Below are 26,715 nucleotides of genomic sequence, written 5' to 3' on the forward strand. Positions count from 1 at the left end.
CATGACTGAAAAACAAAGCCTGAGCAAAGGGCGCTTCACACTGCAATCAACAGATGAGCACGTGCAACTGGACGAAAACGAGATCGACCGTCTCTCGCACGAGGGCCGCTGGGGCTTCCTGCACTCGCAGGAAACCGGCTCGGCCATCGACGGGCCGGGCGTGCGCGTCGTCTACTGGACGACCGGCTGCGAGTTCCGCTGCCAGTACTGCCACAACCCGGATACCTGGAAGCTCAAACACGGCAAGCTGGTCTGCGTCGATGACATCCTTACCGATCTGAAAAAGTACGCCACCTTCGTCAAGCTCGCCGGCGGCGGCATCACCATGTCCGGCGGCGAGCCACTGGTGCAGCATCGTTTCGTGATGAACATCCTGCGCGGCGCCAAGGAGATGGGCCTGCACACCACGCTCGACACCAACGGCTTTCTGGGCGAGCGACTGACGGATGAAGAGCTGCAGGACATCGATCTGGTCCTGCTCGACATCAAGAGCTGGGACCCGGAGACGCATCTGCGCGTCACCGCCAAACCGGTGGAGCCAGTGCTCGAATTCGCACGCCGCCTCGCACGCCTGGGCCGTCCGGCCTGGCTGCGCTACGTGCTGGTGCCCGGCCTCACCGATGCGCCAGACAATGTCGAGGGCGTAGCAAGCTTCGTGGCCTCCCTGGGTAACTTCGAGCGTGTCGATGTACTGCCCTTCCACCAGCTGGGCAAATTCAAATGGGAAGCCTTGGGCATGAAGTACGAACTGCCCGACACCCCTGCCCCCGACAAAGCGCTGCTGGAATCGACCCGCGAGATCTTCCGCCGCCACGGACTGGTGACGACCTGAATCCGCCCCTCACCCAAATCATTCAACAAGCCTCGCTCAAGCGGGGCTTTTTCATGCGCTGGCGCTTTGTGGGTGCAATCTGCGCTAGGCATTGCAGGGCGGCGGCGCCTAACAAAATCTATCAAATCTTTACCCGTTACCCTGATCAAGCATCCTGAGTGAGGGCCGATACCTTTATCAGAGATCACCAAACGGATGACAATCATGACCACAACAACAGCAATCAACGGCTCCACCTATCCGAACGGCGTAGTCAGCAGCACACTGAGCAAAACCACCACGCCGATCAGCGAAGTTACCGAGGCGCTGGACGCCGCAGGTTCGGTGATCGACAAGATCAGCGCTGCGGGCAAAGCCGCCTACGCGGCTTCGGCGGAGAGCCTGAGCGCAGTCGGCGACACCATCTCTGATGCCTTCGAAAGTGTGGAAGATGCGGTGAGCAGCGGCGCTGAATCCATTGAGGATGCTGCCACGGCGGTCGGTGATAGCATCTCCAGCGTATTCGAAGCGGGGGCTGACGCCCTCAGCAGCGCAGTCGACACCGTTGAGGATGGCGTCAGCACCCTGGCTGACTATGTCAGCAGCGCGGTGGACACGGTAGAAGAAGGGGCCAGCACGGTGGCCGGCTACGTCAGCAGCGGCGCCAAATCGCTGGGCAGCTTGCTCAATCTTTCAGCCTGAACACAGCAGGTTTCCAGATGTGAAAAAGCCGCATCCAGCGGGATGCGGCTTTTTTTTCGTCCTGACTCAGCGACGCAGTCAGGCGGCAGCCACTGCCGACGCCGGCATCGCATTGCTGTCAGCCGGCATGGTGCCGTAGAGCAGATAGTCGATCAGTTCAGCCACCGAGCGGATCGCTTCACCAAAAGGCAGGCGACCTGCTCCACGGAAGAACAGGCCCTTGTCGACTTCGCCACGCAGCGCAGCGGCAAGCTTGAGGTCGATGCAGAACTGGCCGATCTTGCCGATACCATCGCGCAGACCGCACTGTGTCAGGCAGTCCATGCGTTGGGTGCAGCGGCGCGGATCGGCGGCTGCGCGTTGCTGCAGATCGCTTTCGCGACGGATGTACTGTGTCATCCAGGGCGTCGCCACGGCACGCGCCGGCAAGCCGGCAACACTCATGAATTCGGCGATGTCCTTGCTCTTCGCTTCGGCCAGCACGCGCTTGAATTCCGGATGCGCGTCACCTTCCTGAGTCACGGCGAAGGCGGTACCCAGCTGCACGCCGGACGCGCCATGGTTCAGCCAGTGGCGCACTTTTTCATGACTATCTACGCCGCCCGCAACGATCAGCGGCGGCGCATCGCGACCGAGCTGCATTTCGTTGAACAGGGCATGGCATTCGCTGAGCACACGTTCAAAGTCAAAACGCGAGTCCTTCAGGTCTTCGATGCGATTGGCGCCAAGGTGACCGCCGGCATAGCCCGGATGTTCGATGACCACGGCGTCGGCCTTGCGGCCCTTGCGCAACCACTTTTTGAGCACCAGGCCGATGCCGCGCGAATCGGAGAGAATGGGGATCAGGCCGACCTTGGGAAAGTTGGCGGTCAGATCGGGCAGATCCAGCGGCAGGCCGGCACCCATCACGATGGCGTCAGCACCGCTTTCGCAGGATTGGCGGACCAGATTGGCGTAGTCGCGCACGGCCTTCATCACATTCACAGCGATCAGGCCCTTGCCTTCGGCGCCCTTGCGCGCAGCCTGGATCTCGCGATCCAGCGCGGTCAGATTGACGCGGTCGATGATCTCGTGGTCACGGCAACGATGCGTTTGCTCAAGCAGATCGGGATGATGATGGCGCAAATCGATGCTGGCGATGGTGCCAACGGCGTTCTCATGCGCGACGGCACCGGCGAGGCGATGCGCTGAAATTCCGACACCCATACCGCCCTGTACGATGGGCAGCAGCTGTCGGCCAAGCAAGTTGAGGGGTTTGAACCACATAGTTATTATCCTTTTGAAAGCCTGCTGACAGGCTACGGGCCTTCAGCTCGGGCTGTTTTGATCATCGTCAATGAGGCCGGCAGCGACGCTTGCGGCGACGCATCAAAGACAGAACACGCCTTGCTCCGGATGGCCAAAGGCCAGCATGGCGATGGCGTAGCCGGCGGACACGCAGAGCGCAGCACCTGCCGCGCGGGTGCCCAGGCGATCCCAGCGCCCGCCTTGTTGATTGGCCGGACGCTGGGCGTAGCGCGCAAACCACCACTGACCAAAGGCCAGTTGCACGCCGGAAGGAATGGCGAAAGCCAGAGCAATCGCCGCACCATTGAGCGGACTGCCGGCAAACAAGGACAGCGTCCAGGCCGAATACAGCGGTCCACACGGAATCAAAGCCCAGCTCAAACCCAGGGCCAGGCCGCCACGTGCGCTGAGTGCCGGCGCCGTGCTGGCCACGCCGCCCACGGCTGCATTGGCAGGCACGAAACGCAAGGGCGCGACCGCGGCTTCACCGCGCACACTGGCCTGCAAGCGGCGCATCCAGCGTCCCATGCCCTGCCCTGCGGCGATCACGAAGGCAGGCTGGCGCGCAGTGAGCAGCAAACACAGGCCGACGACGAACAGCGCGGCATTGGCCATGGTCCATAGCGGGCGCAGTGCATTGATCCAGGTGCTGAGCAGCTGGAACATACCGGCGGCACCGCCGAGCAAGGCGCCCATCAAGGCATAGCCGCTGACCCGACCGGCGTGGAAGGACAGCAAACGCAGGCCGCGTGTGCTGCGTGAATCGCCCGAACCCAGACACCAGGCGCTGCCGGCGCCGCACATGGCGATGCAGTGGCCACCACTGGCCAGGCCCAGCATCAGTGCGGAGAACAGCAGCGCCAGACTCATAGGATGCGCGAGAAGCGGTTGCGCTCTTGCGAAGACTGCAGATAACGGTCGAACACCATGGCGATGGCGCGCACGAAGTACCAGCCGCGCTCGGTGACCTGCAACCATTCCGGCGTGCACTCGACCAGGCCCAGCTCTTCGTAGCGGCGCATTTCGGCCATCTCGCTGGCGAAGACGGTGTGGAAGTCGATCAGGTGCGCAATCTCCATCGCCTCGATGGAGACGCGGCCCTGGCACATCAGCGCCATGATCACCGCTCGGCGCGTGATGTCCTCGGCCGAGAGCTCGATGCCCTTGATTACCGGCAAGCGGTCCTGATCGAGGTAGTCGCGGTATTCGGCGATGGTCTTGGCGTTCTGGCTGTAGGTCGGGCCGATCTTGCTGATCGCCGACACGCCGAGGCCGATCAAGTCGCCATCGGGCTGGTCGGTATAGCCCTGGAAATTGCGATGCAGGCGGCCCTGACGCTTGGCCACCGAGAGACTGTCGTCGGGCAGCGCAAAGTGGTCCATGCCGATATACACGTAGCCGTCGGCCAGCAGGCCGCGGATCGCGCTGCGGATCATGCGCAGCTTGGCATCGGCATCCGGCAGCTCGCTCTCGAGGATGCGCCGCTGCGGCTTGAAGCGCGCCGGCAGGTGGGCGTAGGCGTAGAGCGCGATGCGATCCGGCCGCAGCTCGCGCAGCGTCTGCAAGGTGCGCGTGAAGGATTCGTCGCTCTGCTTCGGCAGACCGTAGATGAGGTCGATGTTGACCGAGCGGAAGCCCAGCTCGCGCGAAGTTTTGACCAGCTCGAAGACCTGCTCGGTGGACTGCACGCGGTGCACGGCGTGCTGCACATCGCTATCAAAATCCTGCACACCGAAGCTGACGCGGTTGAAGCCGAGTGCAGCCAGCGCTTCCATGCGCGTGCGATTGACGGTGCGCGGATCGACCTCGATTGAGCGCTCGCCGCCAGCTTCGAGATTGAAGGTGGTGTTGAGCATGGCGACTAGTTGGCCCAGCTCTTCATCGCTGAGGAAGGTCGGCGAGCCACCGCCGAGGTGCAGGTGCGAGACCGGAATGCGTGTCTTGAAAATGCGCCGGTAGTGATCGATCTCGCGTTGCAGGTCCTGCAGGTAGGCCGCACCACGTGCGTGGTCGTGGGTAATGATTTTGTTGCAAGCGCAGTAGTGGCACAGCGACTCGCAAAAGGGAATGTGGATGTAGATCGACAGCGGCGTGACACGCGTACCCAGATCACGCACACGCAACCAGCTCTCCAGCGAGCTGTTGTCGAAGGCTTCGATGAAACGGTCGGCGGTCGGATACGAGGTGTAACGCGGACCGTTGATGTCGAAGCGTTGCAACAAATCGATGGGTAATTCAGCAGAGGGCGTCATGGCGGACGTTTCCATGTTGCGGGTTTCCTTCATAGGTACTCACGGCGTAGCAAGAGGGCGAGCGCCTGATTCATTTACAGTGGCTTAATCGCGACACGGCGTGATTGATTGGCGTCAAGGCCGGCGCAACGCAGGCCCTGCGGCAAGCGCGTATTGGCGATACATCAAAGCCTGTGCTTGCGCGCAGCGACTTTTTGCCCAGCCCTGCGCGCTCAGCTCAATGCCCGGCGCCTTGCTTGAGTCCAGGAACCGTAGGCCGCGCCGGATGCATGCTGGCCGGCAGATGATGTGTGGCGGCGTATTCCGGCGCCAGATCATCGGCGGTCTTGAAAGCGATCACCGCCGTCGCAATGCCGGCGACCACAACGACCAGGGGGCCGATGAACACCAGCCAGCAATAGCCCTGACGCCACCAGGGGCCTTCGTCCTTGCGTTCAGCCACTACGGGCTGTTGGATGTTGCCGTTTGACGTAGTCATAAAGGCTCCTCTCTGTTGATTGTTGGTGCCTGTGCCTGTTTACATGGGCATCAGGAAAGCCGCGCGTTCTTCAATTTCCGCGCCCTTCTGTCCGTCCGGAACGATCGCGCGGATATGGAATTTGATCGCATGCGAACCGGGCGGTACGCTGTCCGGCGGCACTTGCAGACGTACCGCGACGGCGCGGCTGTCCGTGGCGGGGACCGAGATATCGGCCTCGGAGGTCAGGCTCAGGCCGGGCAGACCGCTGACATCGAAGTGGTAACGCTGCGCCTGCTCGGTGGTGTTCATCAGCCGCAGGGTGTAGGTGTTCTCGACGTAGCCGCGCTCAACCACGCGAGCCAGGGCGCCACGGTCACGGATGATGTCGGCCTTGAAGGGCTTGCGCAGCCAGATCAGGCTGAACATCAAGGCGCTGCTGAGCAGCACCAGAATGATCGAATAGAGCATCACGCGTGGCCGCATCAGGCGACGCAGGATGCTCAGCGTCGAATTGCTGCGCTCGGCCATCGCCCGTTCGGTGGAATAACGGATCAGACCACGCGGCGAGCCGATCTTGTCCATCACCGTATCGCAGACATCGATACAGGCGGCACAGCCGATACAGCCCACCTGCAGGCCGTCGCGGATATCGATACCGGTCGGACAGACCTGCACACAGAGGCTGCATTCGACACAGTCACCCGCCGGCGCCAGGCCTTCCTGCTTGCGCGCACGCGGGCGGCGCGGCTCACCGCGCACCTGGTCGTAGGTGATGATCAAGGTGTCCTTGTCGAACATGGCACCCTGAAAGCGCGCATAAGGACACATCAGCTTGCAGATCTGCTCGCGCAGATAACCGGCATTGCTGTAAGTCGCAAAACCGTAGAACAGCACCCAGAAGGTCTCCCAGGGACCGAGCGAGAACGCGGCAAGCTCGCTGGCCAGCACACGAATCGGCGTGAAATAGCCGACGAAGGTGTAGCCGGTCCACAGAGAGAGGCCGATCCAGCCCAGTTGCTTGCCCCCCTTGCGTGCCAGCTTGCGCAGCGACCAGGGGGCCGCATCGAGTTTGATGCGCGCCTGACGGTCACCCTCGAAGAACTTTTCGATCCACAAGAACAGCTCGGTATAGACCGTCTGCGGACAGGCATAACCGCACCACAGGCGGCCGGCCACGGCAGTGAACAGGAACAGCGACAGCGCGCAGACGATCAACAGGCCGGTGAGGTAGATGAAGTCCTGCGGCCACAGCACCAGGCCGAACAGGTAGAACTTGCGCGCAGCGAGGTCGAAGACGACGGCCTGGCGATCATTCCAGCTCATCCATGGCAGACCATAAAAAACGATCTGGGTGATCCAGACAAAGACCCAGCGCCAAGTGGCAAAGCGCCCCTTGACGGAGCGCGGATAGATTTTCGGCTGCGATTCGTACAGGGACGTCTGCTGCGGCGTGGCCGCTGCAGACGCTTCAATGGGAATCACCTTTGGTTCTTTATCGTTCGCCATTAAATGACCTGCAGCAGCTTTACACGTATTGCGGAGGCAGCAATCAAGGAGCCTTGTTCGACAAGTGCCAGACGTAGGCGCTCAGGATATTGATTTGCCCGGCCGACAACTTGCCTTCCTGCGCCGGCATCATGCCATTGTGGCCGCCGTTGATTGCGGCAATCACTTTGTCCAGACCGAAACCATAGAGCCAGATGCCGTCGGTGAGGTTCGGTGCGCCAACCGCCTGATTGCCCTTGCCTTCCGGACCGTGACAGGCGGCGCAGACGACAAACTTCTCGCGCCCCAGATTGGCCTTGAGCGGATCGCCACCGCTTTGCGACAGCGACAGCACGTAGTTGGCCAGATTGGTCACGTCGTCAGCGCTGCCGACGGCTGCGGCCATCGAGGGCATCACGCCATTGCGACCCTTGGTGATGGTCTCATGAATCTTCTCCGGCGTGCCGCCATACAGCCAGTCATTGTCGGTCAGGTTGGGGAAGCCCTTGTTGCCGCGTGCATCCGAACCATGGCATTGCGCGCAATTATTGAGGAACAGGCGCTCACCCACGGCCATCGCGTCGGGGTTGGCAGCCAGCTGCTCGGTCGTCAGGCTGGCAAACTTGGCATAGAGCGGCGCGACAGCGGCATCGGTTGCCTGCTTTTCAGCTTCGTACTGTTTGACCGAAGTCCAGCCGAATTGCCCCTGGAAGCTGCCCAAGCCCGGGTAGAACACCAGATACACCAGCGAGAAGACGATGGTGATGATGAACAGGCCCGCCCACCAGCCCGGCAAGGGATTGTTGAGTTCCTCGAGGGTTTCATCCCACACGTGGCCGGTGGTGCCCACGGCCAGGCGCGGATCTTCGCCTTCCTTGAGCGGACGGTTCGGCGTGGTCTTGCCACGGCTCATCACCCACAGCAGCCAGGCGCAGGCGACGATGCTGAGGATGACGGCGATGCCGACGTAGTAACTCCAGAAATCGCTGACAAAATCGCTCATCGTTGCTGTCCTTCGGCAGAAGTTTGGGTATCACCGACTGGCATCTCGTCCAGTGCGAAAGGAAGCATGGATGCTTCTTGGAACTGCGCGGCGTTAGCCGGGCGGAACGCCCACCAGATCAAGCCGATGAAGATGAAGAACGACATCACCGTGCTGACGGAACGGAGTGTATTGATATCCATTCTGGATTCTCTTTAGTTGCTGTACTGGATGCTGATCACTTGACTGCCGTGCCGAGCACTTGCAGGTAGGCAATCAGGGCGTCGAGTTCGGTGTGCTGGCCAATCGATTCCGGCACCTGGGCGATATCCGCATCGGTGTAGGGCACGCCCAGGGTACGCATCGCACGCACACTTGCTGCCACGGCCTTCGGATCAACCTTGTTCTCGCTCAGCCAGGGGTAAGCGGGCATGTTCGATTCCGGCACCAGATCGCGCGGATTGTTCAGGTGGATGCGATGCCATTCATCGGTGTAACGACCACCAACGCGTGCCAGATCAGGCCCGGTACGCTTGCTGCCCCACTGGAAGGGGTGATCCCACACCGATTCGCCAGCCACCGAATAGTGGCCATAGCGCAGGGTTTCCGCCTGCAGCGGACGAATCATCTGCGAGTGGCAGCCGTAGCAGCCTTCGCGCAGGAATACGTCGCGGCCAGCCAGTTGCAGCGGGGTGTAAGGCTTGAGGCCCGGCACCGGCTCGGTGGTGGAGTGCTGGAAGAACAGCGGCACGATTTCAACCAGACCACCGACCGTGATCACCAGCAGGATGAGGGCAATCATCAACCAGTTATTGGTTTCGATTTTTTCGTGAGTAAAGCTCATGTCAGGAATCCCGGAATGTGTAGGCGATCAGGCGTGGGCCAATGTTTTCGGAACAGGAATCGGCGCGTCGACTGCGCGGCCAGCGCGCACCGTCATCACCATATTCCACACCATCACGAGCATGCCTGTGAGGTACATCAGGCCGCCACACAAACGCACGACGTAGAACGGGAAGCTCGCTTTAACACTCTCGACGAAGGTATAGGTCAGCGTGCCGTCGGCGTTGATCGCGCGCCACATCAAGCCCTGCATCACGCCGGAGATCCACATCGCGGAGATGTAGAGCACCACACCGATGGTGGCAATCCAGAAGTGCAGTTCGATGGCCTTGATGCTGTACATCTTGTCGCGACCGAACATGCGCGGAATCAGGTAGTACAGGCTGCCGATACTGACGAAGCCGACCCAGCCTAGCGCGCCGGAGTGCACGTGGCCCACCGTCCAGTCGGTGTAGTGCGACAAGGCGTTGACCGTCTTGATCGCCATCATCGGGCCTTCAAAGGTCGACATGCCGTAGAAGGACAGCGAGACGATCAGGAAGCGCAGGATCGGGTCATCACGCAGCTTGTGCCAGGCGCCGGAGATGGTCAGCACGCCGTTGAGCATGCCGCCCCAGGACGGTGCCAGCAGGATCAGCGAGAACAGCATGCCGACCGACTGCACCCAGTCAGGCAGCGCGGTGTAATGCAGGTGGTGAGGACCCGCCCACATGTAGGTGAAGATCAGCGCCCAGAAGTGGACGATGGACAGGCGATACGAATAGACCGGACGCTCGGCTTGCTTGGGGATGAAGTAGTACATCATCCCGAGGAAGCCGGCGGTGAGGAAGAAGCCCACCGCGTTGTGGCCATACCACCACTGCACCATTGCATCCTGCGCGCCCGAGTAAGCCGAATAGGACTTCAGCATCGACACTGGCAGCGCGGCGCTATTGACGATATGCAACAGTGCCACGGCGAGGATGAAGGCGCCGTAGAACCAGTTGGCCACATAGATGTGCTTGACGCGGCGCTTGGCAATCGTACCGAAGAAGACGATTGCATAGGCCACCCAGACGACAGCAATGGCAATGTCAATCGGCCATTCCAGCTCGGCGTATTCCTTACCCTGAGTGTAACCCAGCGGCAAGGTAAGTGCCGCAGCCACGATGATCAGCTGCCAGCCCCAGAAGGTGAATTCCGCCAGCTTGCCGAGGAACAGACGCACCTGACAGGTTCGCTGCACCACGTAGTACGAGGTCGCCATCAGCGCACAGCCACCAAATGCAAAAATCACCGCATTGGTATGCAAGGGACGCAAGCGGCCATAAGTCAGCCAGGGAATACCGAAGTTGAGTTCGGGCCAAGTGAGCTGGGAGGCGATGATTACGCCGACCAGCATGCCAACGACCCCCCAGATTACCGACGCGACCGAGAACAACCGGACAACGCGATAGTTGAAGTGCTCTGCGCTATTGATGTTTGTCATGGAAAAACCTATCAGGTGACTCGCTGGCAGTTTGTCGGCATGCAGCCCGCGATAACTTGATGTATATCAAACAACGCAAGCTCCGAAGCACAAAAGCACCCGGCATACGGGAATCTACTGAGGTCCGCGTGGTCAATGGCGCAGCGCACAAGGCGGGTCGTTCCGCGGCATTGACATGACAGCGCCCTTGCGGCGCGGCGTCACACTCAGCGGTCGTCGTCGTCGAGCAGCTCGCGACCGGGCGATTCGAGGTCTTCAAACTGCCCTTCCTGCAAGGCCCAGTAGAAGATCACCACGATGATGAAGACCAGCACGACTGACAGCGGTACGAGCAGAAGCAGGATATCCAAGATGTATTGTCGCTCTCGATCAGTATGTGCGGATTCGCAATTCAGCGCGCCAGGCGCAGTGCATTGAGCACCACCAGCAAGGAGCTGGCCGCCATGCCCAAGCCTGCGAGCCAGGGCGGCAGCCAGCCGAGCATGGCCAGCGGCACGCAGAGTGCATTGTAAGCGGCTGCCCAGCACAGATTCTGTTTGATGATGGCTTGCGTGCGGCGCGCCAGCGCAATGGCCAGCGGCAAATCGCCGAGGCGGTTGGAGAGCAGCACCAGATCGGCGTCCGACTGGCTCAGCGGCGCGCCGCTACCCATCACCACCGAAACATCGGCGCGCGACAGCACCGGCCCGTCGTTGATACCGTCGCCGACCATGATCACGCGCTGTGCGTCACGGCCCGCCCCACCCTGCTGCCAGGCCGCCAGCGCCGCCAGCTTGCTCTCCGGCGTCTGTTCGCTGAGCACTTCGCTGATGCCGGCCTGGGCGGCGATGGCGGCTGCGCTGTGCGAGCGGTCGCCCGACAACATCGCAAGCTGCAAGCCCTGAACGCGCAAAGCCTGCAGCGCAGCGACCGCATCCTCGCGCAGCCGTTCGCCGAAATGGAGTACGGCGATAGGCCCGTTCTGGTCGGCCAACAGGCTGCTGACATCGATGCTGTCCTCGATACGGAAATCTGGCCAGGCGAAACTGGCGCGGCCGAGCCGGTAGCGCTCACCCTCGAACCAGGCTTCGACGCCCTGGCCGCGTTCTTCGTGCAGGGATTCGAGCTTGAGCGGCGCCGCTTCGGTCGCCACGGCGCGCTGCAAGGCCCGTGCAATCGGATGCAGGGATTGCGCGTCGAGCGCCGCCGCCAGCGCCAGTGCGCGCTGCGCATCAAAGCCTTCGCGCACGACCTGGACCGACTTGAGCAAGACCTGCTCATGGCTCAGCGTGCCCGTCTTGTCGAAAACCACGCGCTGCGCTTCGGCCATCGCCTCGAGCGCCGCCGGATGTGCCACCAGCACACCTTCGCGGGCCAGCCGACCACTGGCAGCGAGAATCGCCGCCGGCGTCGCCAGCGACAAGGCGCAGGGACAGGTCACCACCAGTACCGCCACTGCCACCCAGATTGCGCGTGCCGGTTCGATCAGCCGCCACACGCCGGCGGCGAGCGCTGCCAGCACCAGCACGGCGAGCAGGAAATGCGCTGCATAGCGGTCGGCCAGCGCCGCCAGACGGGGCTTTTCGCTGGCGGCGCGTTCCATCAGGGCGACGATCTCGCCAAAGCGCGAATCGCGCCCCAGGCGTTCGAGGCGCATCAGTAGCGGCGCATGCAGGTTGTAACTGCCCGCGACCAGCGGATCGCCAGGCGATTTGTCGACCGGCTGTCCTTCGCCGGTGAGCAGGGCTTCATCCACCGCGCTGTGGCCGTCGAGCACCACGCCATCGCCCGGAAAAGCCTGGCCGGGCAGGATGCGCAGTACATCACCGCTGCGCAGCTGGTGCGCCAGCGCCGGGCGGGATTCGCCAGAGGCCGGGTAATCGAGCAGACGCTCGACCGAGCTTGGCAAGCGCTTGGCGAGCTGTTCCAGATTGCCGGCGACCTTGTTGCGCGCCAGGGTTTCCAGATAGCGGCCGCCGAGCAGGAAGAACACGAACATCGACAGCGAATCGAAATACACCTCGCCACTGCGCTGCATCAGGGCCAGCGAACTGGCCACGAAGGTGATCAGGATGCCCAGCGAAACCGGCACATCCATGCCGATGCGGCGCGCCAGCAGATCCTGCCAGGCGCTGCGGAAAAACGGTCCGGCCGCGAACAGCACGATCGGCAGGCTGAGCAGCCAGCTGGCCCATTTGAGCAGCTGTTCCATATCCGGCGTGATGTCGCCGGGCGTCGCGAAATAGATCGGCGTGGCATACATCATCACCTGCATCATGCAGAAGCCGGCGACGAACAGACGCCACAGTGCCTGGCGCTGCTGGCGTCGGCGCTGCAGATCGCCCTCGATGTGTTGCACCGGATAGGGCCGGTAATTGAGCTGGGCGATGGCGGCAAACAGCGTCGACACCGCGGTCTGGCGCTGATCCCAGATCAGTTTTGCACGGCCGGCGGCAGCATTGACCTGCACACGGTGCACGCCCGGCATGCCGCCCAGGCGCTGTTCGATGCTTTGCGCGCAGGCTGCGCAAACCATGCCATCGACCAGCAGCCAGGATTCGGTCAGGCCTTCTTGCTCGGCAGGACGGCTAAATTGCGCCTGCAGCTCGGCGTCATCCAGCGCTTGATAGCGCGCGTCCGACGCAATGGCCGCGCCGGGGCCCGCCGGCAAGGCAAGACTGGGGTCAAGAGTTTCAAAAGCCACGCAAACAATTCTCCGGCAGATAGCTGCCCATTACAGACTAAGCGAGCGGCGCTGGCGACTATTTGACCTGGGTCAAGCGCAGACGGCAAGCCGGGGGGCGACGTTCCATGCTGCGTTGACCCGCGACAAGCCACGAGCGCGCTCATGCGGCTAGCCTGCAGCTCATTCTGGCTGCTCATCTATACACATGGAACTCGTCGCTCCCGCGGGAAGTCTCGCAGCACTCAAGGCGGCCTTGCAGGCCGGCGCGGATGCTGTCTATCTGGGGCTGAAGAACGCCACCAATGCCCGCAATTTCGCCGGGCTCAATTTCAGCGAAGCACAGCTGCGCGAAGGCGTCGAACTGGCGCACCGCATGGGCCGCAAGGTGCTGTTCGCGATCAACACCTTTCCGCAAGCAGGGCGCGTCGGCGAATGGCATACCGCCGTCGATACCGCTTACGCGCTGGGCGCCGATGCGGTCATCCTCGCCGATCCGGGCCTGCTCGCCTACGCCAGCAAGCGTTATCCGGACATGCGCCTGCACCTCTCGGTGCAGAGTTCGGCGACCCACGCCGGTGCCATCGAATTCATGCGCGAGCAATTCGGCATCCGCCGCGCCGTGTTGCCCCGCGTGCTGACGCTCAACGAAATCGAGAAGCTGATCAACAAGACCAGTGTCGAGATCGAAGTCTTCGGCTTTGGCAGTCTGTGCGTGATGGCCGAGGGGCGCTGCCTGCTCTCGTCCTACGCCACCGGCGATTCACCCAATAACAAGGGTGTCTGCTCACCGGCGCATGCGGTGCGCTGGATCGAACACGATGGCCAGCTCGAAGCGCGGCTGAACGGCATTCTCATCGACCGCTACGCACCCAAGGAAGCTGCGGCCTATCCGACGCTGTGCAAGGGCCGTTTCGCAGTACACGAAGGCGGTTGTGACGGCGCGCCTGACTACGCGCTCGAAGAGCCGACCAGCCTCAACGCGCTGAGCCTCTTGCCGCGCCTGGTTCAGATGGGCGTTGCGGCGCTGAAGATCGAGGGGCGCCAGCGCAGTCCGGCCTATGTCACACAAGTCACCAGCACCTTGCGCAGCGCGCTCGATAGCGCCCTCAGCAATCCGGCGCGCTACTCCGCCAGACCCGAATGGCAGGCCGCGCTAGCCGCGCATGCGGAAGGTTCGCAAGTCACCCAGGGAGCATTTGACCGACCATGGAAATGAACGCGACACACGCCGGCAACGGCGCTCCGGCCTATCGCATTGCGCTCGGCCCCCTGCTCTACTACTGGACCCAACAGGAAACCCTGGATTTCTACGTCGATGTCGCCTCGACGCCGGTGGACATCATCTATCTGGGCGAGACCGTGTGCAGCCGCCGCCACGCTCTGCGCCACGAAGAATGGCTGGATCTGGCGCGCATGCTGCGCGACTCGGGCAAACAGGTGTTGCTGTCGACACGCACCCTGATCGAATCGGGCAGCGAGGCGATGGCCATGCAGCGGATCTGCGAGCAGGACGACTTTGCGGTGGAAGCTGGCGAGGTCGGCGCGATCCGCGCACGCGGCGGGCGCGGCTTTGTCGCCGGCCCGCATCTGAACGCTTACAACGGCGAGACCCTGGCCTGGCTGCACAGCCTTGGCGCGACGCGCTTTGTCGCGCCGCTGGAAATGGACCAGCACACGCTGCGCCAGCTGATCGCTGAAAAGCCGTCCGCGCTGCAGGCCGAAGTGATGGTCTGGGGGCGCATGCCGCTGGCCTTCTCCTCCCGCTGCTTTACCGCCCGGCATTTTCACCGCCGCAAGGACGATTGCAATTTCCATTGCAGCGAGCACCCCGACGGGCTCGATCTGCGCACTCGGGAATCGCAGGACTTTCTCGCCATCAATGGCATCCAGACGCAATCGGCCGCCTGTCTGGACCTGATCAATCAAGCGGCGAATCTGGCTCAGGCCGGTGTCGATGTGCTGCGCGTCAGCCCGCAATCGCAGGGCACCCTGGAGGCGATCCTCGCGCTCGACGCGGTACGGCGTGGCGAGCAGCCGCAAGCCGTCAAACCGCCGGAAGGCATTCGCCTCTGCAATGGCTACTGGCATGGCCATGCCGGCATCGAACACTTGGAGCTTGTATGAACAAGGACAGCTTGCTGCGCACCCCGCCGGCCCTGCTCGGCCAGCTCGCCGCCAGCGTACTGAGCAATCTGCCGACGCCGCGCCCCTTCATGGCGCGTCTCGGCGAACGCCTGCCGCCGGCCCTGGTGTCAGCGCATGGCGCGCTCTTGTTGGAGATTGCGCGTCGCGCCACCTGGCTGACGCCGCCCGAGGAACTGGACGGTCACAGTTTCATCATCGGCATCAGTGATCTGGGCCTGCGCTGCGCATTCGCCTGCCAGCAAGGCCGCTTCCGGCCGCTCTGGCAGCTGCCGGAGGCCGATCTGGAGATCAGCGCCACGCTGGCAGATTTTGTCTTGATGGCACGCGGCAGCATGGATGCCGACACGCTGTTCTTTCAGCGTCGCCTGAAGATTTCCGGAGATACCGAACTGGGGCTGGTGATCAAGAACTGGCTCGACGCCTGCGAGCGCCCGGCCTGGCTGCAAGCGGCGCGCTAAATCAGGAAACTGGCTGTGCCGCTCAGGGCGCCTCGTCCTGGGTCGCGTGGCTGCCTTCGGCGTCGCCGATGATGCCGTTCTCGACGGCATAGCGCACCAGTTGCGCCAGTGACTGCATATTCATCTTCTGCAGGATGCGCGCCTTGTGCGTGCTCACCGTCTTGGCCGAGAGTTTGAGGCGATCGGCCACGTCAGTGACCGAGGCGCCTTCGACCATCAGGCGGAACACTTCAAATTCACGGTCGGACAGCGATTTGTGGCTCAGCTCCTTGTGGCTGCCGGGCATCACATTCATCGCCAGCTGCTCGGCCACCTCGGGGCTGATGAACAGGCGCCCGCTGGCCACCCGACGAATCGCCGTTACCAGCTCGGTGCCGGCGCTTTCCTTGGTCAGGTAACCTGAGGCGCCGGCCTGGATCGAGCGCACCGCATATTGCTCTTCCTGATGCATGGTCAGCACCAGCACCGGCAGGCGCGGGAATTCTTCCTTGATCTGCTTGATCAGCGGCACCCCGCTCTTGCCCGGCATCGACAGATCAAGCAAGACCAGATCGACCTCGCCGCGTCGCACATGGGCCAGCACTTCGTGGCCGTTGGTGGCTTCCGCCGCTACGCGCATGTCCTGCGCGCCTTCGATGATTCGCCGCAGGCCCTCGCGCATGAGGGTATGGTCGTCGGCGACAAGAATGCGGGTCGGTGCAAATGTACTCATTGGGGCTTCTGTCAGGGACGATATCGCAATGGTCTTGCGCGGAGATGCGCAAGTCGATTGCTGCAGCCTATACTAGCGCAACTTTTGGCAAGGGCAGGCTGTGGATACATTCGATCAAAACCATCTTGGCGTCCTGGTTAAAGGTGTCGTGGATTCCGCCATGGACGCCATTGTCACCGTAGATGAAACGCAACGCATCGTAATTTTCAATGCCGCCGCCGAGGTGGTCTTCGGCTACAGCCGCGACGAGGTGATTGGCGAACCGCTCAACCTGCTGATTCCGGAACGTTTTCGCGCCGCGCATGGCCAGCATGTCCGCCGCTTTGGCGAAACCGGCATCAGCGCGCGCCGCATGGGCGCCCTGCATGTACTCGCCGGTCTGCGCCGCAACGGCGAGGAATTCCCGCTGGAAGCCTCGATCTCTCACATCGCTGAGAACGGTCACAAATTCTACACGGTGATTCTGCGTGATGTAACGGAACGCGTCCGCGCCGATGAAGCGCTGCGTCATTCGCGTGAGGAACTGCGCGAACTGGCGGCGCTGGCGCAATCGGTCCGCGAGCAGGAGAAGAGCCGTATTGCGCGTGAATTGCACGACGAGCTGGGGCAGTCGCTGACTGCGCTGAAAATGGATGTCATCGCCCTGCGTCATGAAGTACCGGCGCAGAACACGGCAATGGCCGAGCGCATTGCGCGCATCGAGAGCATGCTCAATTCAACCGTGGCCGCCACACGACGCATCTCGGCAGACTTGCGCCCGCTGATGCTCGACGACCTCGGCCTGGCTGCCGCCGTCGAATGGGTGATCCAGGAATTCACCGACCGTTCGGATGCGGTCTGTGACGTGCAGATCGTTGGTTCGCTGGATTTTGGCGATCCGCATGCCACAGCGGTATTCCGCGTGCTGCAGGAATCGCTGACCAATATCGCCAAGCATGCGCAGGCGAGCAAGGTCTCGGTGCTGATCGAGAGCGGCGGCGAGCAGATCCATCTGCGCGTGCAGGACGATGGCAGCGGCTTCTCGCTGCAAAGTCCGCGCAAGCGCAATTCCCACGGCCTGCTGGGCGTACGCGAGCGTGGTTACCTGCTCGGCGGTGAGTCACGCATCACCAGCGCGCCGGGAGAAGGCACCACGGTCGAACTGTGGTTGCCCTCACCGCAGACTTGCGCCGCGGATGGCAAGCCCGCCTAACGGCAAACCAACACCGGGATCTTGCAATGGGTGATCACCTTGTGGGTCTCGGAGCCGATGATCAGGCCACTCAGGCCGGTACGGCCATGTGAAGCCATGAAGATCAGGTCACAGCCTTCGAGCTGGGCGGTGTGCACGATCTCCTGCCAAGGCGAGGCATTGGTCGCCGTGCGACAGAAGCAGGCTACGCCCTCCTGTTCGACCACGGCACGGGCCTGGCTGAGGATGCTCTGAGCCGCTTCAGCGCTGTTGCGCACAAAGTCTTCCTCGAAACCCGCGCTGGTAAAGCCGTCGGCCACGACTGGCTGCGGGCACTCCTCCTGCACGTATAAGACCGTAATGCGCGCGCCCAGGCAGCGCGCCAGCGCTGTGGCCTGGTTCAGTGCGTGATTGGAGAGTTCCGTGCCATCGGTCGGCACGAGCAGATGCTTGTACATGGTGGATCTCCTTTCGGATGTCGTCCAAGTCCCCACGCTATGCCGACGCCCACCGACTGCCTTGACGCGTATCAAGCATCAGCGGCGTGTAAGGGAATTCCTACATACAGGCGGCATTTGACCAAGCGCAAATGAGCCATCGCCGACACGCTGATGCAGGCACGGCCGATGTTCGCGGGGGCTGGACACGACCACAATTCATCCCATGAACACCACAAAACAAACCACCGACGTCTTCATCGTCGAGGACTCACCAGCCATACGGGCACGTCTGGTCGAGCTTCTCAGCGCCATTGACGACGTTCGCATCGTCGGACAAGCCGACACGCCGGCTGGCGCTGTGCAGGGGATTTTCGATACACAGCCGCATTGTGTTGTTCTGGATATCCAGCTCATCGGCGGGCAAGGCATCGAGGTCATCCGAGCCATCAGCCCCCACGTGCCCCACATTGACTTCATCGTGCTGACCAACCATGCCACGCCGCAATACAGACGCTTCTACATGGAGGCCGGCGCCCGCTGGTTCTTCGACAAGACAGAAGAATTCGAGCGGATCAAGGAAGCGCTCCCTCTCCATAGCCGAAACCACTGAGGAAAACGACATGCTTGCCACGACAGAGATCCAACAACAAAACGACGCCTGCAACTTTGCCAAGGACACCAACGCCGTTCGTTGCACCAACTGCAATCTGCGCGAGCTGTGCCTGCCCCAGGGTATGGCCCAGGACGATGTACTGCGCCTCAACGGTCTGGTCGCTACGCGTCGTCGTCTCAAGCGCGGCGAGAGCCTGCAGCGCGCCGGCGACCCGTTCCGCTCGCTCTACGCGGTGCGCAGCGGTTCCTTCAAGACCTGCATCGCCACCGAAGATGGCCGTGACCAAGTGACCGGCTTCAAGATGTCGGGCGATCTGATCGGCCTCGATGGCATCGGCACCAACGCCCACATCATCGATGTGATCGCCCTCGAAGACAGCGAAGTCTGCGCCATCCCCTTCGCCCGTCTGGAAGAGTCCTCGCGTGAAATTGCCGGCCTGCAAAAGCAGTTCCACCGCATCATGAGCCGCGAGATCGTCGGCGAACAAGGCGTCATGGTCCTGCTCGGCAGCATGCGTGCCGAAGAACGAGTCGCCACCTTCCTGGTCAGCCTGTCGCGCCGCTTCCGCGCTCGCGGTTACTCGCCGACCGAATTCCACCTGCGCATGACGCGTGAGGAAATCGGCAGCTATCTGGGCCTCAAGCTGGAGACGGTGAGCCGCGTGATGTCGCGCTTCGATGACATGAAGCTCATCCAGATCAAGCAGAAGCACGTCGTCATCCTCGACCCGCAAGGTCTCAAGGATGTGGCGGCACCGGCAACTTCCGGACTCTGATCGGCCGCTTGCATTGAATACCCGGTGGGGCGGTTGTGCCTCACCGCGCTGAGGTATCGCCTTGCGACCTCACCACTGGATAGTGTCACCGTCGCCATGAGCAGCATTGAGAGCAGTTTCAAGCGCGAGATCGAGCATCCCGCCCCGCAACAACCGGCCCTGCCCGCCTACATGACGGACGTCTACGACTGGGCCTATGTCAGTCCGCGCTGGGTGCGCTGGCTCGATCGCAACAGCGTCGTCAGAACCCTGCTGTTCGGCAATGACCAGCGCCTGATGCAGGCCTATCTGGAACGGATCGAGCCCGGCATGCATGTCTGGCAGGTGGCCCATGTCTATGGTGATCTGGTGCGCCGTGCCGCGCAGCGCTGCGGCAGCGAGGGGCACTTCACGCTCACCGACGTGACGCCGATCCAGCTCGAACACGCTCACCGCAAGCTCGACGACATGCCCTGGGCGCAGCTGCGTCATGCCGATGCCGGCCAGTTCCGCGTTGCCGCGCCCTGCGATCTGATCTGCAGCTTCTTCCTGCTGCACGAAGTGCCGGACAACTGGAAGCGGCGCATCGTCGACAACATCCTCAGCCAGCTGCCCGAGAACGCCGAAGCCCTATTCGTCGACTACCACAAGCCGGCCTGGTGGCAGCCGGTGCGTTACATCCTCAAGTGGGTCAATCGCCTGCTCGAACCCTTTGCCGACGCACTCTGGCAACACGAGATCCGCCACTACGCCAGCCACGCCGAGGACTACGACTGGCACAAGCGCACGATCTTCGGCGGCGTCTACCAGATCGTCAGCGCGCGTCCCAAAGCGCGTAGTTAAACGCAGTTCAGCGCGCCGGCAACTCAGGCGGCGCTGGAACCGCGCACGATCAGCTCACCGCGCATGACGATGCGGCGCATCGCCTGGCCCGGCTGGGCGATGCGCGCCAGCAGCAGTTCAATCGCGGTGCGGCCGATGTCGGCCGTCGGTTGCGCCATCACCGTGATGTCGGGGGTGACGATGCGCGTCCAGGGCATGTCGTCGAAACCGGCGACGATCACATCCTGCGGATAGCGCAAACCATGCTGGCGCAAGCCTTCGACCAGGCCGAGCAGGATCAGGCCGCTGCTCGCCACCACCGCGTCCGGCGTCTGGCGGTGGCGTTCCAGATAGGTGCTCAGCGCCTGGCGGGCGTCGTCTGTCGTCGGCTTGACTGGCTGGGTGATGGCGCTGAGGCCGGCTTCGGCGAGCGCCGCCTGGTAGCCGGCCAGGCGCTGGCTGCCGGTTGCACTGGCGGCACCGTAGAAGAAGGCGATGCGCCGGCAATTGCGTTCGAGCAGATGGCGGGTCAGGCGCTGGGCGGCATCGATATTGTCGAGCACCACGGCATCGGCCTCGGTCTTGGCATCGCAACGGTCGACCAGTACCAGCGGAAAGCTGAAGTCTTCAGCGCGGTACTGATTGAGCAGCGACAAGGTCGGCGAGAGGATCACACCGGCGACATTTTCGTCGCGCATCATGTCCAGGTAGAAGCGTTCCTTGGCCGGGTCTTCGTCGGCATTGCAGAGCAGCACGCGCATGCCACGGGCGTAGGCGACGTCCTCGATGGCGCGGCTGACCTCGGTGAAATACGGGTTGCGGATGTCGGAGACGATCAGGCCCAGGGTGTCGGTCTTGCCCGAGCGCAGGCGCCTGGCGGCGAGGTCGGGGTGATAGTCGAGCGCCTTGACCGAGGCCAGCACGCGCTCACGCGTGGCCTCGCTGACACTGCCCTGCCCGACCAGCACGCGCGAGACGGTCGCCACCGAGACGCCGGCATGCTTTGCGACATCAGAAATCCTAGTCATCTTTCACCAAGAACCTGAGAACGATTACACACAGTTCCAGCCCAAAATGCGAACGAGCGCTGAAACACGACAATTTTTCAGCACACACAATCAGCGCGTGTGCTTGATTTTGGGCAGTTTACGCCAAAACCTGCGGCGTACGACAAGAAGTATCAAGTTATTTGATTGACACATACAATGTAATCGATTACAAATACTTCAACAAATCCTGCGGATCCTCCACTCATGGAAATCATTGTTCCCAGCTGCGTTGCGATCAACGCTCCCGTCTCCAGCAAGGAGGCCGCAATCCGCATGGCCGGCGAGCTGCTGGTCCAGGCCGGCTATATTGCCGCGCCCTATGTCGACAGCTTCCTCAAGCGCGAAGCCGTCTCCAATACCTTCCTCGGCAATGGCGTGGCGATTCCCCACGGCATGATCGAAGACCGCCACCACGTGCTGTCCACCGGCATCGCCGTGGTCCAGGTGCCGGCCGGTGTGCGCTGGAAAGACGACAACTCGGCGCGCCTGATCGTCGCCATTGCCGCCCAGTCGGACGAACACATCGCGATCCTGCGCCGCCTCACCCGCCTGATGCAGAAGGAAGGCGCAATCGAGGCGCTGGCGAGCACCGATGAACCCGGCCGCATCATCGCCGCGCTGACCGACACGCCCTTCGTGCCCGCCGCCAAGACCACGCCCTGGCCGGCCGATGCCAAGCTGGAACTGACCCTCGACTATCCGAACGGCCTGCATGCCCGCCCGGCCACGCAGTGGGTCGAGACGGCCAAGCGCCATGCCTGCGAGATCCGCGTGCTGCGCGATGAAGAGTCTGCCGATGCCAAGACCCTCACCGGCCTGCTCGGCCTGGGCATCTCCAGCGGCAGCCAGATCGTGATTGCCGCGCGTGGCGCGGGCGCTGAACTGGCGGTCAAGGATCTGGCCGAAACCGTGACCCGCCTGTCGGCTGAAGAACATGCCGATGCCGAGCGCGCCCGTGCCGCCGCCGCCCAGGCACGTGCCAATGCGCCGACCTGGAAGCCGGTCGGCGCCAGCCGCCAGCAGCAAGGCGTGGCCGCCAGCCCGGGGCTGGCCGTCGGCAAGCTGGTGCGTCACGAAGCCCATGCACTGGAAGTGGAAGACAAGAGCCAGGGCGCAATTGCCGAGGGTGAAGCGCTGGAAGCTGCACTCAGCAAGGTGTCCAGCGAACTCAGCGCGCTCGAAGCTGAAACCCGCGAACGCCTCGGCGCTGGCGAAGCCGCGATTTTCGCTGCCCAGCGCGAACTGCTGGCTGACCCGGGCCTGATGCGCAGCGCGATTGCCGACATCATGCGTGGCCACGGCGCCGCCTGGGCCTGGAAGAAGGTGCTGAGTGCCCGTGTCGATCAGCAACGCCAGCTCCCTGACGCCCTGCTCGCAGCCCGCGCACTGGACTTGCAGGACGCCGGCGAGCGCGTGCTGGCCAGCCTGCTGGGCATTGAACGGCGCGCCATCGTGTTGCGCGAGCCGAGCATCCTGATTGCCGAAGACCTGACGCCCTCCGACACCTTGCAACTCGATATGCGCTATGTCGTCGGCCTGGCGATCAGCAGCGGCGGCCCGACCTCGCACACCGCGATCCTCGCACGCACGCTCGGCCTGCCGGCCCTGGTAGCCGCCGGCCCCTCGCTGCTGGCGCTGTCAGCCGGGCAGGAAGCGGTCATCGACGGCACTGCCGGCTGCCTCTACCTGAAGTGTTCGCCGGCCGATCTTGAATCGGCGCGTCTCGCCGTGCGCGCCTATGTTGCGCGCCGTGAGGCGATGCGCGCCAATCGTGACCAGCCGGCGATGACGCCGGACGGACACCGCGTCGGCGTGTTCGCCAATGTCGCCAATGCCAAACAGGCGGCGGATGCGGTGGAAGCCGGTGCCGAAGGTGTCGGCCTGATGCGCACCGAGTTCCTGTTCCTCGAACGCGACAGCGCACCCAGCGAAGACGAGCAATACACGGTTTATCGTGACACCATCGCTGCGCTGGCTGGCCGTCCGCTGATCATCCGCACCCTCGATATCGGCGGCGACAAGCAAGTCTCCTATCTCGATCTGCCCAAGGAAGAAAACCCCTTCCTCGGCGTGCGCGGCGCCCGCCTGCTGCTGGCCCGCCCGGAATTGCTGCACACCCAGCTGCGCGCCCTGTACCGCGCAGCGGCGCACGGCCCGCTGCAGATCATGTTCCCGATGATCACCGATCTGGCCGAAGTCGAAACCCTGCGCGCCGAATGCGAGCTGATCCGCAAGCAGCTGGGCGCACCGGTGGTGCCGCTGGGCATCATGGTCGAAGTGCCGGCGGTGGCGGTCATCGCCGACCGCTTTGCCAAGCTGGTGGACTTCTTCTCGATCGGCACCAATGACCTCACCCAGTACGTGCTGGCGATGGATCGCCAGCATCCGCAACTGGCGGCGCAGGCCGATCCGCTGCATCCTTCGGTATTGGCGCTGATCGGCATGACCGCGCGCGCCGCCAATGCAGCGGGCATCCATGTCGGCGTCTGTGGCGGACTGGCGGGCGACCCGCTGGGTGCGCGCATCCTCGCCGGTCTGGGGGTGCATGAATTGTCGATGAGCGCGCAGGACATTGCCGCCGTCAAAACCGTGATCCGCGCCGAGCCGCTCAGTGCCATGCAAGTGCTGGCCGAGCGTGCGCTCGCCGCCAGCAGCGCCAGCGAGGTACGTGCCCTATGAATCCGACTCCGCAGACCGCCCATGCCGCCAGCCGTGTGCTGTGCGTGGCACTCAACCCGGCCATCGACCAGACTGTCGAAATCACCCATCTGCGTGTCGGCAGCGTCAATCGCGCCACGCGCGCGCAGCAGGACGCCGGTGGCAAGGGCGTCAACGTCGCCTCCTGCCTGGCCGACTACGGCGTGCCGACGGCCGTCGTCGCCCTGCTCGGCGCCGAGAACCCGGCGCTGTTCGAAAGCCTCTTTGCCAGCAAGGGCGTAGTCAATCGCAGCATCTACCTGGACGGCGCGACGCGCATCAATATCAAGCTGGTCGAGCCGGCCGGCCAGGAAACCACCGACATCAACCTGCCCGGCCCCTATCTCGATAGCGTGCAGATCACCGGGCGCATCGCGCAGATTCTCGACCTGATCGGCGAACTCTCCGGCAGCCTGCAATGGCTGGTGCTCTCCGGTAGCCTGCCGCCGGGCTGGCCGGTCGATACCTACGCGATCCTGATCCACCACGCCCGCAGCCTCGGCGTACGCACCCTGCTCGACACCAGCGGCGCCCCCTTTGGTGAAGCGCTCAAAGCCGGACCGGACATCGTCAAACCCAATCGCGACGAGCTGGCCGCCCACCTCGGCCGCCCGCTCCATGACAGCGTGGACACCCTCTCCGCCGCCCATGATCTGCTTGCCGCGCATGCGGGTCTGGGCAAGGTCGTGGTGTCGATGGGCAGCGAAGGCGCGATCCTGATCAGCCGCGATGCCGCCGTGCTGGCGCAGCCGCTGAAGGTCGCGGCCAGCAGCTCGGTCGGCGCCGGCGATGCCATGGTTGCCGGCCTGATCGCCGCCGAATTGCAGGCCCTGCCGCTTGCCGAAACGGCGCAGCTGGCCACCGCTTTTGCCGCAGGCAAGCTCAGCCGCCTCGGCCCCCATCTGCCAGTGCCCAGCGAAGTGCAGGCCCTGGCCCGACAAGTCGTGATCAGCGCCCTGGGCTGAACGACGCAATAACAGCAGCACATCCGGAGAAAAGGAGACTGGCATGGCAAACATCGTCGCGATCACCTCGTGCCCCACGGGGATCGCCCACACATTCATGGCCGCCGAAGGCCTTGAACAAGGCGCCGAGAAACTCGGTCACAGCATCAAGGTCGAGACGCAAGGCTCGGTTGGCGCACAAAACACGCTGAGCGACGCCGACATTGCGGCGGCAGACATTGTCGTCATCGCCGCCGACACCTCGGTTGATCTGAGCCGTTTCGACGGCAAGCGCGTCTATGAAACCAGCACCAAGGACGCCATCAATGACGGCGCCGCGGCGATCCAGGCCGCATTCGAGCGCGCCAGCGTCAAGGGCGGCGCGGCCGCCGCCAGCGACAAGCCGGCGGCCGAGCAATTGCTGGAAGCCAAGGCGCAGCAAAGCGCTTCGCGCAGCGGCGCCTACAAGCACCTGATGACCGGCGTGTCCTACATGATTCCCTTCGTCGTGGTCGGCGGCCTGCTGATCGCACTGGGCTTCGCGCTGGGTGGCATCTATGCCTATGACGATGCGCACAAGGGCACCCTGGCCGGCAACCTGTTCTGGATCGGCAAGGGCGCCTTCCAGCTGATGGTGCCGATTCTCTCCGGTTACATCGCCTTCTCGCTGGCCGATCGCCCCGGCCTCGCGCCCGGCATGGTCGCTGGTGTGATTGCCGACAGCGTCGGCGCAGGTTTTCTCGGCGGCATCATCGGTGGCTTCATCGCCGGCTACACGGTGCGCGGCCTCAACCAGACGATCACCCTGCCGCGCACTTTCGATGGCCTCAAGCCGGTGTTGATCCTGCCGCTGTTCGGCGCCGCGATCACCGGCCTCTTGATGTACTACGTCGTCGCCAGCCCGGTCGCTTCCGCACTGGCCAGCCTGTCGGAAATGCTCAAATCCATGCAAGGCAGCAGCGCTGTGCTGCTCGGCGCCCTGCTCGGCGGCATGATGGCTTTCGACATGGGTGGCCCGGTCAACAAGGCGGCTTACACCTTCGGCACGGGTCTGTTGGCCAGCCAGGTGTTCGAGCCGATGGCCGCCGTCATGGCCGGTGGCATGACGCCGCCGCTGGGCATCGCCCTGGCGACCTTCCTGTTCCACAACCGTTTCAGCAATGACGAGCGCGAAGCCGGCAAGGCTGCCGCAGCGCTGGGCATCTCCTTCATCACCGAAGGCGCGATTCCCTTTGCAGCGAAAGACCCGTTCCGCGTCATTCCGGCCCTGGTGCTGGGCTCGGCGGTTGCTGGCGCGATCTCGATGTATGTCGGCGTGCAACTGCATGTGCCGCACGGTGGCATCTTCGTGCTGCCGATGCCCAATGTGGTCTCGCACGTTGCGGCCTACGCCTTTGCAATCGCCATCGGCACCCTGCTGACGGCCCTGGCGCTGTTCGTGCTCAAGAAGCCGATCAAGGCCTGAGCGCCGGCAAAAGATTTACTTCCTCCCTGATAGGCGGCCTGCGGGCCGCCTTTTTTTGTCCGCTTGATCCACTACACAGCCGTCGCCGCACTTTTACGCCATGCTGTGGCCCTGCTACCACTGAACCGCAGGAATCCACCATGCCCATGCGCTTGCTCATTGCCTTGCTGTTCGCCTGCCTCAGCACCCTGGCCTGCGCCAGGAGCGTGCTCATCGACGTGCGTACGCCCGAGGAATATGCGGCCGGCCATATCGAAGGCGCGCTGAATATCGACCACGCGCAGATCGCCCAGCGCGTCGGCACCCTGGGGGTACAGAAGGCAGATGAACTGCTGCTCTACTGCCGCTCCGGGCGGCGTTCGGCGATTGCGCAGCAAAGCCTTAAGCAGCTGGGCTACACCAAGGTAATTGACTGAATCGCCCCGGGTTTTCTAGACAGTCCCGAGCCTCATGAAGTACTGCTTTTCGTAGTCTACCGGAGACATGCCAT

Annotated in this window: 27 protein-coding genes; 13 read left to right on the forward strand and 14 right to left on the reverse strand. The window is 63.1% G+C overall.

Features of this window, described 5'->3' with window-relative positions; translation table 11 throughout:
- Position 1 precedes the first annotated feature (1 nt).
- Entirely contained in the window at positions 2 to 832 is an 831-nt protein-coding gene (pflA, locus tag ABDB84_RS12780; protein WP_345920128.1) for a pyruvate formate-lyase-activating protein, read from the forward strand.
- 204 nt (positions 833 to 1,036) lie between these two features.
- Positions 1,037 to 1,513, forward strand: a complete 477-nt coding sequence (locus tag ABDB84_RS12785) for a hypothetical protein (protein ID WP_345920129.1) — start codon at positions 1,037 to 1,039, stop codon at positions 1,511 to 1,513.
- Between the two features lie 78 nt (positions 1,514 to 1,591).
- Here ABDB84_RS12785 and ABDB84_RS12790 read toward each other — a convergent pair whose 3' ends face one another.
- The 11 genes from ABDB84_RS12790 to ABDB84_RS12840 form a co-directional block, all read right to left on the reverse strand.
- On the reverse strand, positions 1,592 to 2,779 hold the full coding sequence (locus ABDB84_RS12790; protein ID WP_345920130.1) for an NAD(P)H-dependent flavin oxidoreductase: 1,188 nt from the start codon (positions 2,777 to 2,779) through the stop codon (positions 1,592 to 1,594).
- Between the two features lie 102 nt (positions 2,780 to 2,881).
- Complete coding sequence (locus tag ABDB84_RS12795) at positions 2,882 to 3,670, reverse strand: sulfite exporter TauE/SafE family protein (RefSeq protein ID WP_345920131.1); 789 nt, start codon at positions 3,668 to 3,670, stop codon at positions 2,882 to 2,884.
- Positions 3,667 to 5,067, reverse strand: a complete 1,401-nt coding sequence (gene hemN, locus ABDB84_RS12800) for an oxygen-independent coproporphyrinogen III oxidase (protein ID WP_345920132.1) — start codon at positions 5,065 to 5,067, stop codon at positions 3,667 to 3,669. The genes ABDB84_RS12795 and hemN overlap by 4 nt, the downstream gene beginning before the upstream one ends.
- 202 nt (positions 5,068 to 5,269) lie before the next feature.
- A complete protein-coding gene (locus ABDB84_RS12805; protein WP_345920133.1) occupies positions 5,270 to 5,530 on the reverse strand; it encodes a hypothetical protein in 261 nt (86 codons plus the stop codon).
- Positions 5,531 to 5,569: 39 nt separating this feature from the next.
- Complete coding sequence (gene ccoG, locus ABDB84_RS12810) at positions 5,570 to 6,994, reverse strand: cytochrome c oxidase accessory protein CcoG (protein ID WP_345920134.1); 1,425 nt, start codon at positions 6,992 to 6,994, stop codon at positions 5,570 to 5,572.
- A 67-nt stretch (positions 6,995 to 7,061) separates the two neighbouring features.
- Positions 7,062 to 8,000 (reverse strand): cytochrome-c oxidase, cbb3-type subunit III, encoded by a 939-nt coding sequence (gene ccoP / locus ABDB84_RS12815; protein WP_345920135.1) that lies wholly within the window; start codon positions 7,998 to 8,000, stop codon positions 7,062 to 7,064.
- On the reverse strand, positions 7,997 to 8,182 hold the full coding sequence (locus ABDB84_RS12820) for a cbb3-type cytochrome oxidase subunit 3 (RefSeq protein WP_345920136.1): 186 nt from the start codon (positions 8,180 to 8,182) through the stop codon (positions 7,997 to 7,999). The genes ccoP and ABDB84_RS12820 overlap by 4 nt, the downstream gene beginning before the upstream one ends.
- 35 nt (positions 8,183 to 8,217) lie before the next feature.
- Complete coding sequence (gene ccoO / locus ABDB84_RS12825; protein WP_345920137.1) at positions 8,218 to 8,823, reverse strand: cytochrome-c oxidase, cbb3-type subunit II; 606 nt, start codon at positions 8,821 to 8,823, stop codon at positions 8,218 to 8,220.
- Between the two features lie 27 nt (positions 8,824 to 8,850).
- Complete coding sequence (gene ccoN / locus ABDB84_RS12830; RefSeq protein ID WP_428715093.1) at positions 8,851 to 10,281, reverse strand: cytochrome-c oxidase, cbb3-type subunit I; 1,431 nt, start codon at positions 10,279 to 10,281, stop codon at positions 8,851 to 8,853.
- A 215-nt stretch (positions 10,282 to 10,496) separates the two neighbouring features.
- Positions 10,497 to 10,640 (reverse strand): cbb3-type cytochrome oxidase assembly protein CcoS, encoded by a 144-nt coding sequence (ccoS, locus tag ABDB84_RS12835; RefSeq protein ID WP_345920139.1) that lies wholly within the window; start codon positions 10,638 to 10,640, stop codon positions 10,497 to 10,499.
- Positions 10,641 to 10,681: 41 nt separating this feature from the next.
- Positions 10,682 to 12,973, reverse strand: a complete 2,292-nt coding sequence (locus ABDB84_RS12840; RefSeq protein WP_345920140.1) for a heavy metal translocating P-type ATPase — start codon at positions 12,971 to 12,973, stop codon at positions 10,682 to 10,684.
- Positions 12,974 to 13,160: 187 nt separating this feature from the next.
- Between ABDB84_RS12840 and ubiU the strand changes: the two genes are divergently transcribed.
- Genes ubiU through ubiT form a run of 3 tightly spaced genes read left to right on the forward strand, consistent with a single transcriptional unit; the run spans position 13,161 to position 15,558 of the window.
- Entirely contained in the window at positions 13,161 to 14,171 is a 1,011-nt protein-coding gene (ubiU, locus tag ABDB84_RS12845; RefSeq protein WP_345920141.1) for a ubiquinone anaerobic biosynthesis protein UbiU, read from the forward strand.
- On the forward strand, positions 14,168 to 15,079 hold the full coding sequence (locus ABDB84_RS12850; RefSeq protein WP_345920142.1) for a U32 family peptidase: 912 nt from the start codon (positions 14,168 to 14,170) through the stop codon (positions 15,077 to 15,079). The genes ubiU and ABDB84_RS12850 overlap by 4 nt, the downstream gene beginning before the upstream one ends.
- Entirely contained in the window at positions 15,076 to 15,558 is a 483-nt protein-coding gene (ubiT, locus tag ABDB84_RS12855) for a ubiquinone anaerobic biosynthesis accessory factor UbiT (protein WP_345920143.1), read from the forward strand. The genes ABDB84_RS12850 and ubiT overlap by 4 nt, the downstream gene beginning before the upstream one ends.
- A 22-nt stretch (positions 15,559 to 15,580) precedes the next feature.
- On the opposite strand, the gene ABDB84_RS12860 is transcribed toward ubiT, so the two are convergent.
- Positions 15,581 to 16,270, reverse strand: a complete 690-nt coding sequence (locus ABDB84_RS12860; RefSeq protein WP_345920144.1) for a response regulator — start codon at positions 16,268 to 16,270, stop codon at positions 15,581 to 15,583.
- Between the two features lie 148 nt (positions 16,271 to 16,418).
- On the opposite strand from ABDB84_RS12860, the gene ABDB84_RS12865 reads away from it, so the two are divergent.
- The gene (locus ABDB84_RS12865) at positions 16,419 to 17,462 is read left to right on the forward strand and encodes a PAS domain-containing sensor histidine kinase (protein ID WP_345920158.1); all 1,044 of its coding nucleotides are present in this window, start codon (positions 16,419 to 16,421) and stop codon (positions 17,460 to 17,462) included.
- On the opposite strand, the gene ABDB84_RS12870 is transcribed toward ABDB84_RS12865, so the two are convergent.
- Positions 17,459 to 17,899, reverse strand: coding sequence for a universal stress protein (locus ABDB84_RS12870; RefSeq protein WP_345920145.1), 441 nt, complete (start codon positions 17,897 to 17,899; stop codon positions 17,459 to 17,461). The two genes, ABDB84_RS12865 and ABDB84_RS12870, sit on opposite strands and share 4 nt — an antisense overlap.
- A 205-nt stretch (positions 17,900 to 18,104) precedes the next feature.
- Here ABDB84_RS12870 and ABDB84_RS12875 point away from each other — a divergent pair, with 205 nt between their 5' ends.
- The 3 genes from ABDB84_RS12875 (at position 18,105) to rquA (ending at position 20,091) form a co-directional block, all read left to right on the forward strand.
- Positions 18,105 to 18,491 (forward strand): response regulator, encoded by a 387-nt coding sequence (locus ABDB84_RS12875; protein WP_345920146.1) that lies wholly within the window; start codon positions 18,105 to 18,107, stop codon positions 18,489 to 18,491.
- Between the two features lie 10 nt (positions 18,492 to 18,501).
- Entirely contained in the window at positions 18,502 to 19,269 is a 768-nt protein-coding gene (gene fnr / locus ABDB84_RS12880) for a fumarate/nitrate reduction transcriptional regulator Fnr (protein ID WP_345920147.1), read from the forward strand.
- A 96-nt stretch (positions 19,270 to 19,365) separates the two neighbouring features.
- Positions 19,366 to 20,091, forward strand: coding sequence for a rhodoquinone biosynthesis methyltransferase RquA (gene rquA / locus ABDB84_RS12885; RefSeq protein WP_345920148.1), 726 nt, complete (start codon positions 19,366 to 19,368; stop codon positions 20,089 to 20,091).
- Positions 20,092 to 20,114: 23 nt separating this feature from the next.
- Here rquA and ABDB84_RS12890 read toward each other — a convergent pair whose 3' ends face one another.
- A complete protein-coding gene (locus tag ABDB84_RS12890; protein WP_345920149.1) occupies positions 20,115 to 21,098 on the reverse strand; it encodes a LacI family DNA-binding transcriptional regulator in 984 nt (327 codons plus the stop codon).
- Positions 21,099 to 21,323: 225 nt separating this feature from the next.
- Between ABDB84_RS12890 and ptsP the strand changes: the two genes are divergently transcribed.
- The 4 genes from ptsP (at position 21,324) to ABDB84_RS12910 (ending at position 26,641) form a co-directional block, all read left to right on the forward strand.
- Complete coding sequence (gene ptsP, locus ABDB84_RS12895) at positions 21,324 to 23,798, forward strand: phosphoenolpyruvate--protein phosphotransferase (protein WP_345920150.1); 2,475 nt, start codon at positions 21,324 to 21,326, stop codon at positions 23,796 to 23,798.
- Positions 23,795 to 24,781 (forward strand): 1-phosphofructokinase, encoded by a 987-nt coding sequence (gene pfkB, locus ABDB84_RS12900; protein WP_345920151.1) that lies wholly within the window; start codon positions 23,795 to 23,797, stop codon positions 24,779 to 24,781. The genes ptsP and pfkB overlap by 4 nt, the downstream gene beginning before the upstream one ends.
- A 43-nt stretch (positions 24,782 to 24,824) precedes the next feature.
- A complete protein-coding gene (locus ABDB84_RS12905; RefSeq protein WP_345920152.1) occupies positions 24,825 to 26,225 on the forward strand; it encodes a PTS fructose transporter subunit IIC in 1,401 nt (466 codons plus the stop codon).
- A 140-nt stretch (positions 26,226 to 26,365) separates the two neighbouring features.
- Positions 26,366 to 26,641 (forward strand): rhodanese-like domain-containing protein, encoded by a 276-nt coding sequence (locus tag ABDB84_RS12910; protein WP_345920153.1) that lies wholly within the window; start codon positions 26,366 to 26,368, stop codon positions 26,639 to 26,641.
- Positions 26,642 to 26,715 lie beyond the last annotated feature (74 nt).

Origin of the sequence: Uliginosibacterium sediminicola, assembly GCF_039631295.1 — a bacterium.
Classification (GTDB): domain Bacteria; phylum Pseudomonadota; class Gammaproteobacteria; order Burkholderiales; family Rhodocyclaceae; genus Viridibacterium; species Viridibacterium sediminicola.

What these genes read in the sequence shown, in the direction of transcription:
- pflA (WP_345920128.1), top strand. Translation starts at nt 2, where the DNA reads ATGACTGAAAAACAAAGCCTGAGCAAAGGGCGCTTCACACTGCAATCA.
- ABDB84_RS12785 (WP_345920129.1), top strand. Translation starts at nt 1,037, where the DNA reads ATGACCACAACAACAGCAATCAACGGCTCCACCTATCCGAACGGCGTA.
- ABDB84_RS12790 (WP_345920130.1), bottom strand. Translation starts at nt 2,779, where the DNA reads ATGTGGTTCAAACCCCTCAACTTGCTTGGCCGACAGCTGCTGCCCATC.
- ABDB84_RS12795 (WP_345920131.1), bottom strand. Translation starts at nt 3,670, where the DNA reads ATGAGTCTGGCGCTGCTGTTCTCCGCACTGATGCTGGGCCTGGCCAGT.
- hemN (WP_345920132.1), bottom strand. Translation starts at nt 5,067, where the DNA reads ATGGAAACGTCCGCCATGACGCCCTCTGCTGAATTACCCATCGATTTG.
- ABDB84_RS12805 (WP_345920133.1), bottom strand. Translation starts at nt 5,530, where the DNA reads ATGACTACGTCAAACGGCAACATCCAACAGCCCGTAGTGGCTGAACGC.
- ccoP (WP_345920135.1), bottom strand. Translation starts at nt 8,000, where the DNA reads ATGAGCGATTTTGTCAGCGATTTCTGGAGTTACTACGTCGGCATCGCC.
- ABDB84_RS12820 (WP_345920136.1), bottom strand. Translation starts at nt 8,182, where the DNA reads ATGGATATCAATACACTCCGTTCCGTCAGCACGGTGATGTCGTTCTTC.
- ccoO (WP_345920137.1), bottom strand. Translation starts at nt 8,823, where the DNA reads ATGAGCTTTACTCACGAAAAAATCGAAACCAATAACTGGTTGATGATT.
- ubiU (WP_345920141.1), top strand. Translation starts at nt 13,161, where the DNA reads ATGGAACTCGTCGCTCCCGCGGGAAGTCTCGCAGCACTCAAGGCGGCC.
- ABDB84_RS12850 (WP_345920142.1), top strand. Translation starts at nt 14,168, where the DNA reads ATGAACGCGACACACGCCGGCAACGGCGCTCCGGCCTATCGCATTGCG.
- ubiT (WP_345920143.1), top strand. Translation starts at nt 15,076, where the DNA reads ATGAACAAGGACAGCTTGCTGCGCACCCCGCCGGCCCTGCTCGGCCAG.
- ABDB84_RS12860 (WP_345920144.1), bottom strand. Translation starts at nt 16,270, where the DNA reads ATGAGTACATTTGCACCGACCCGCATTCTTGTCGCCGACGACCATACC.
- ABDB84_RS12870 (WP_345920145.1), bottom strand. Translation starts at nt 17,899, where the DNA reads ATGTACAAGCATCTGCTCGTGCCGACCGATGGCACGGAACTCTCCAAT.
- ABDB84_RS12875 (WP_345920146.1), top strand. Translation starts at nt 18,105, where the DNA reads ATGAACACCACAAAACAAACCACCGACGTCTTCATCGTCGAGGACTCA.
- fnr (WP_345920147.1), top strand. Translation starts at nt 18,502, where the DNA reads ATGCTTGCCACGACAGAGATCCAACAACAAAACGACGCCTGCAACTTT.
- rquA (WP_345920148.1), top strand. Translation starts at nt 19,366, where the DNA reads ATGAGCAGCATTGAGAGCAGTTTCAAGCGCGAGATCGAGCATCCCGCC.
- ABDB84_RS12890 (WP_345920149.1), bottom strand. Translation starts at nt 21,098, where the DNA reads ATGACTAGGATTTCTGATGTCGCAAAGCATGCCGGCGTCTCGGTGGCG.
- ptsP (WP_345920150.1), top strand. Translation starts at nt 21,324, where the DNA reads ATGGAAATCATTGTTCCCAGCTGCGTTGCGATCAACGCTCCCGTCTCC.
- pfkB (WP_345920151.1), top strand. Translation starts at nt 23,795, where the DNA reads ATGAATCCGACTCCGCAGACCGCCCATGCCGCCAGCCGTGTGCTGTGC.
- ABDB84_RS12905 (WP_345920152.1), top strand. Translation starts at nt 24,825, where the DNA reads ATGGCAAACATCGTCGCGATCACCTCGTGCCCCACGGGGATCGCCCAC.
- ABDB84_RS12910 (WP_345920153.1), top strand. Translation starts at nt 26,366, where the DNA reads ATGCCCATGCGCTTGCTCATTGCCTTGCTGTTCGCCTGCCTCAGCACC.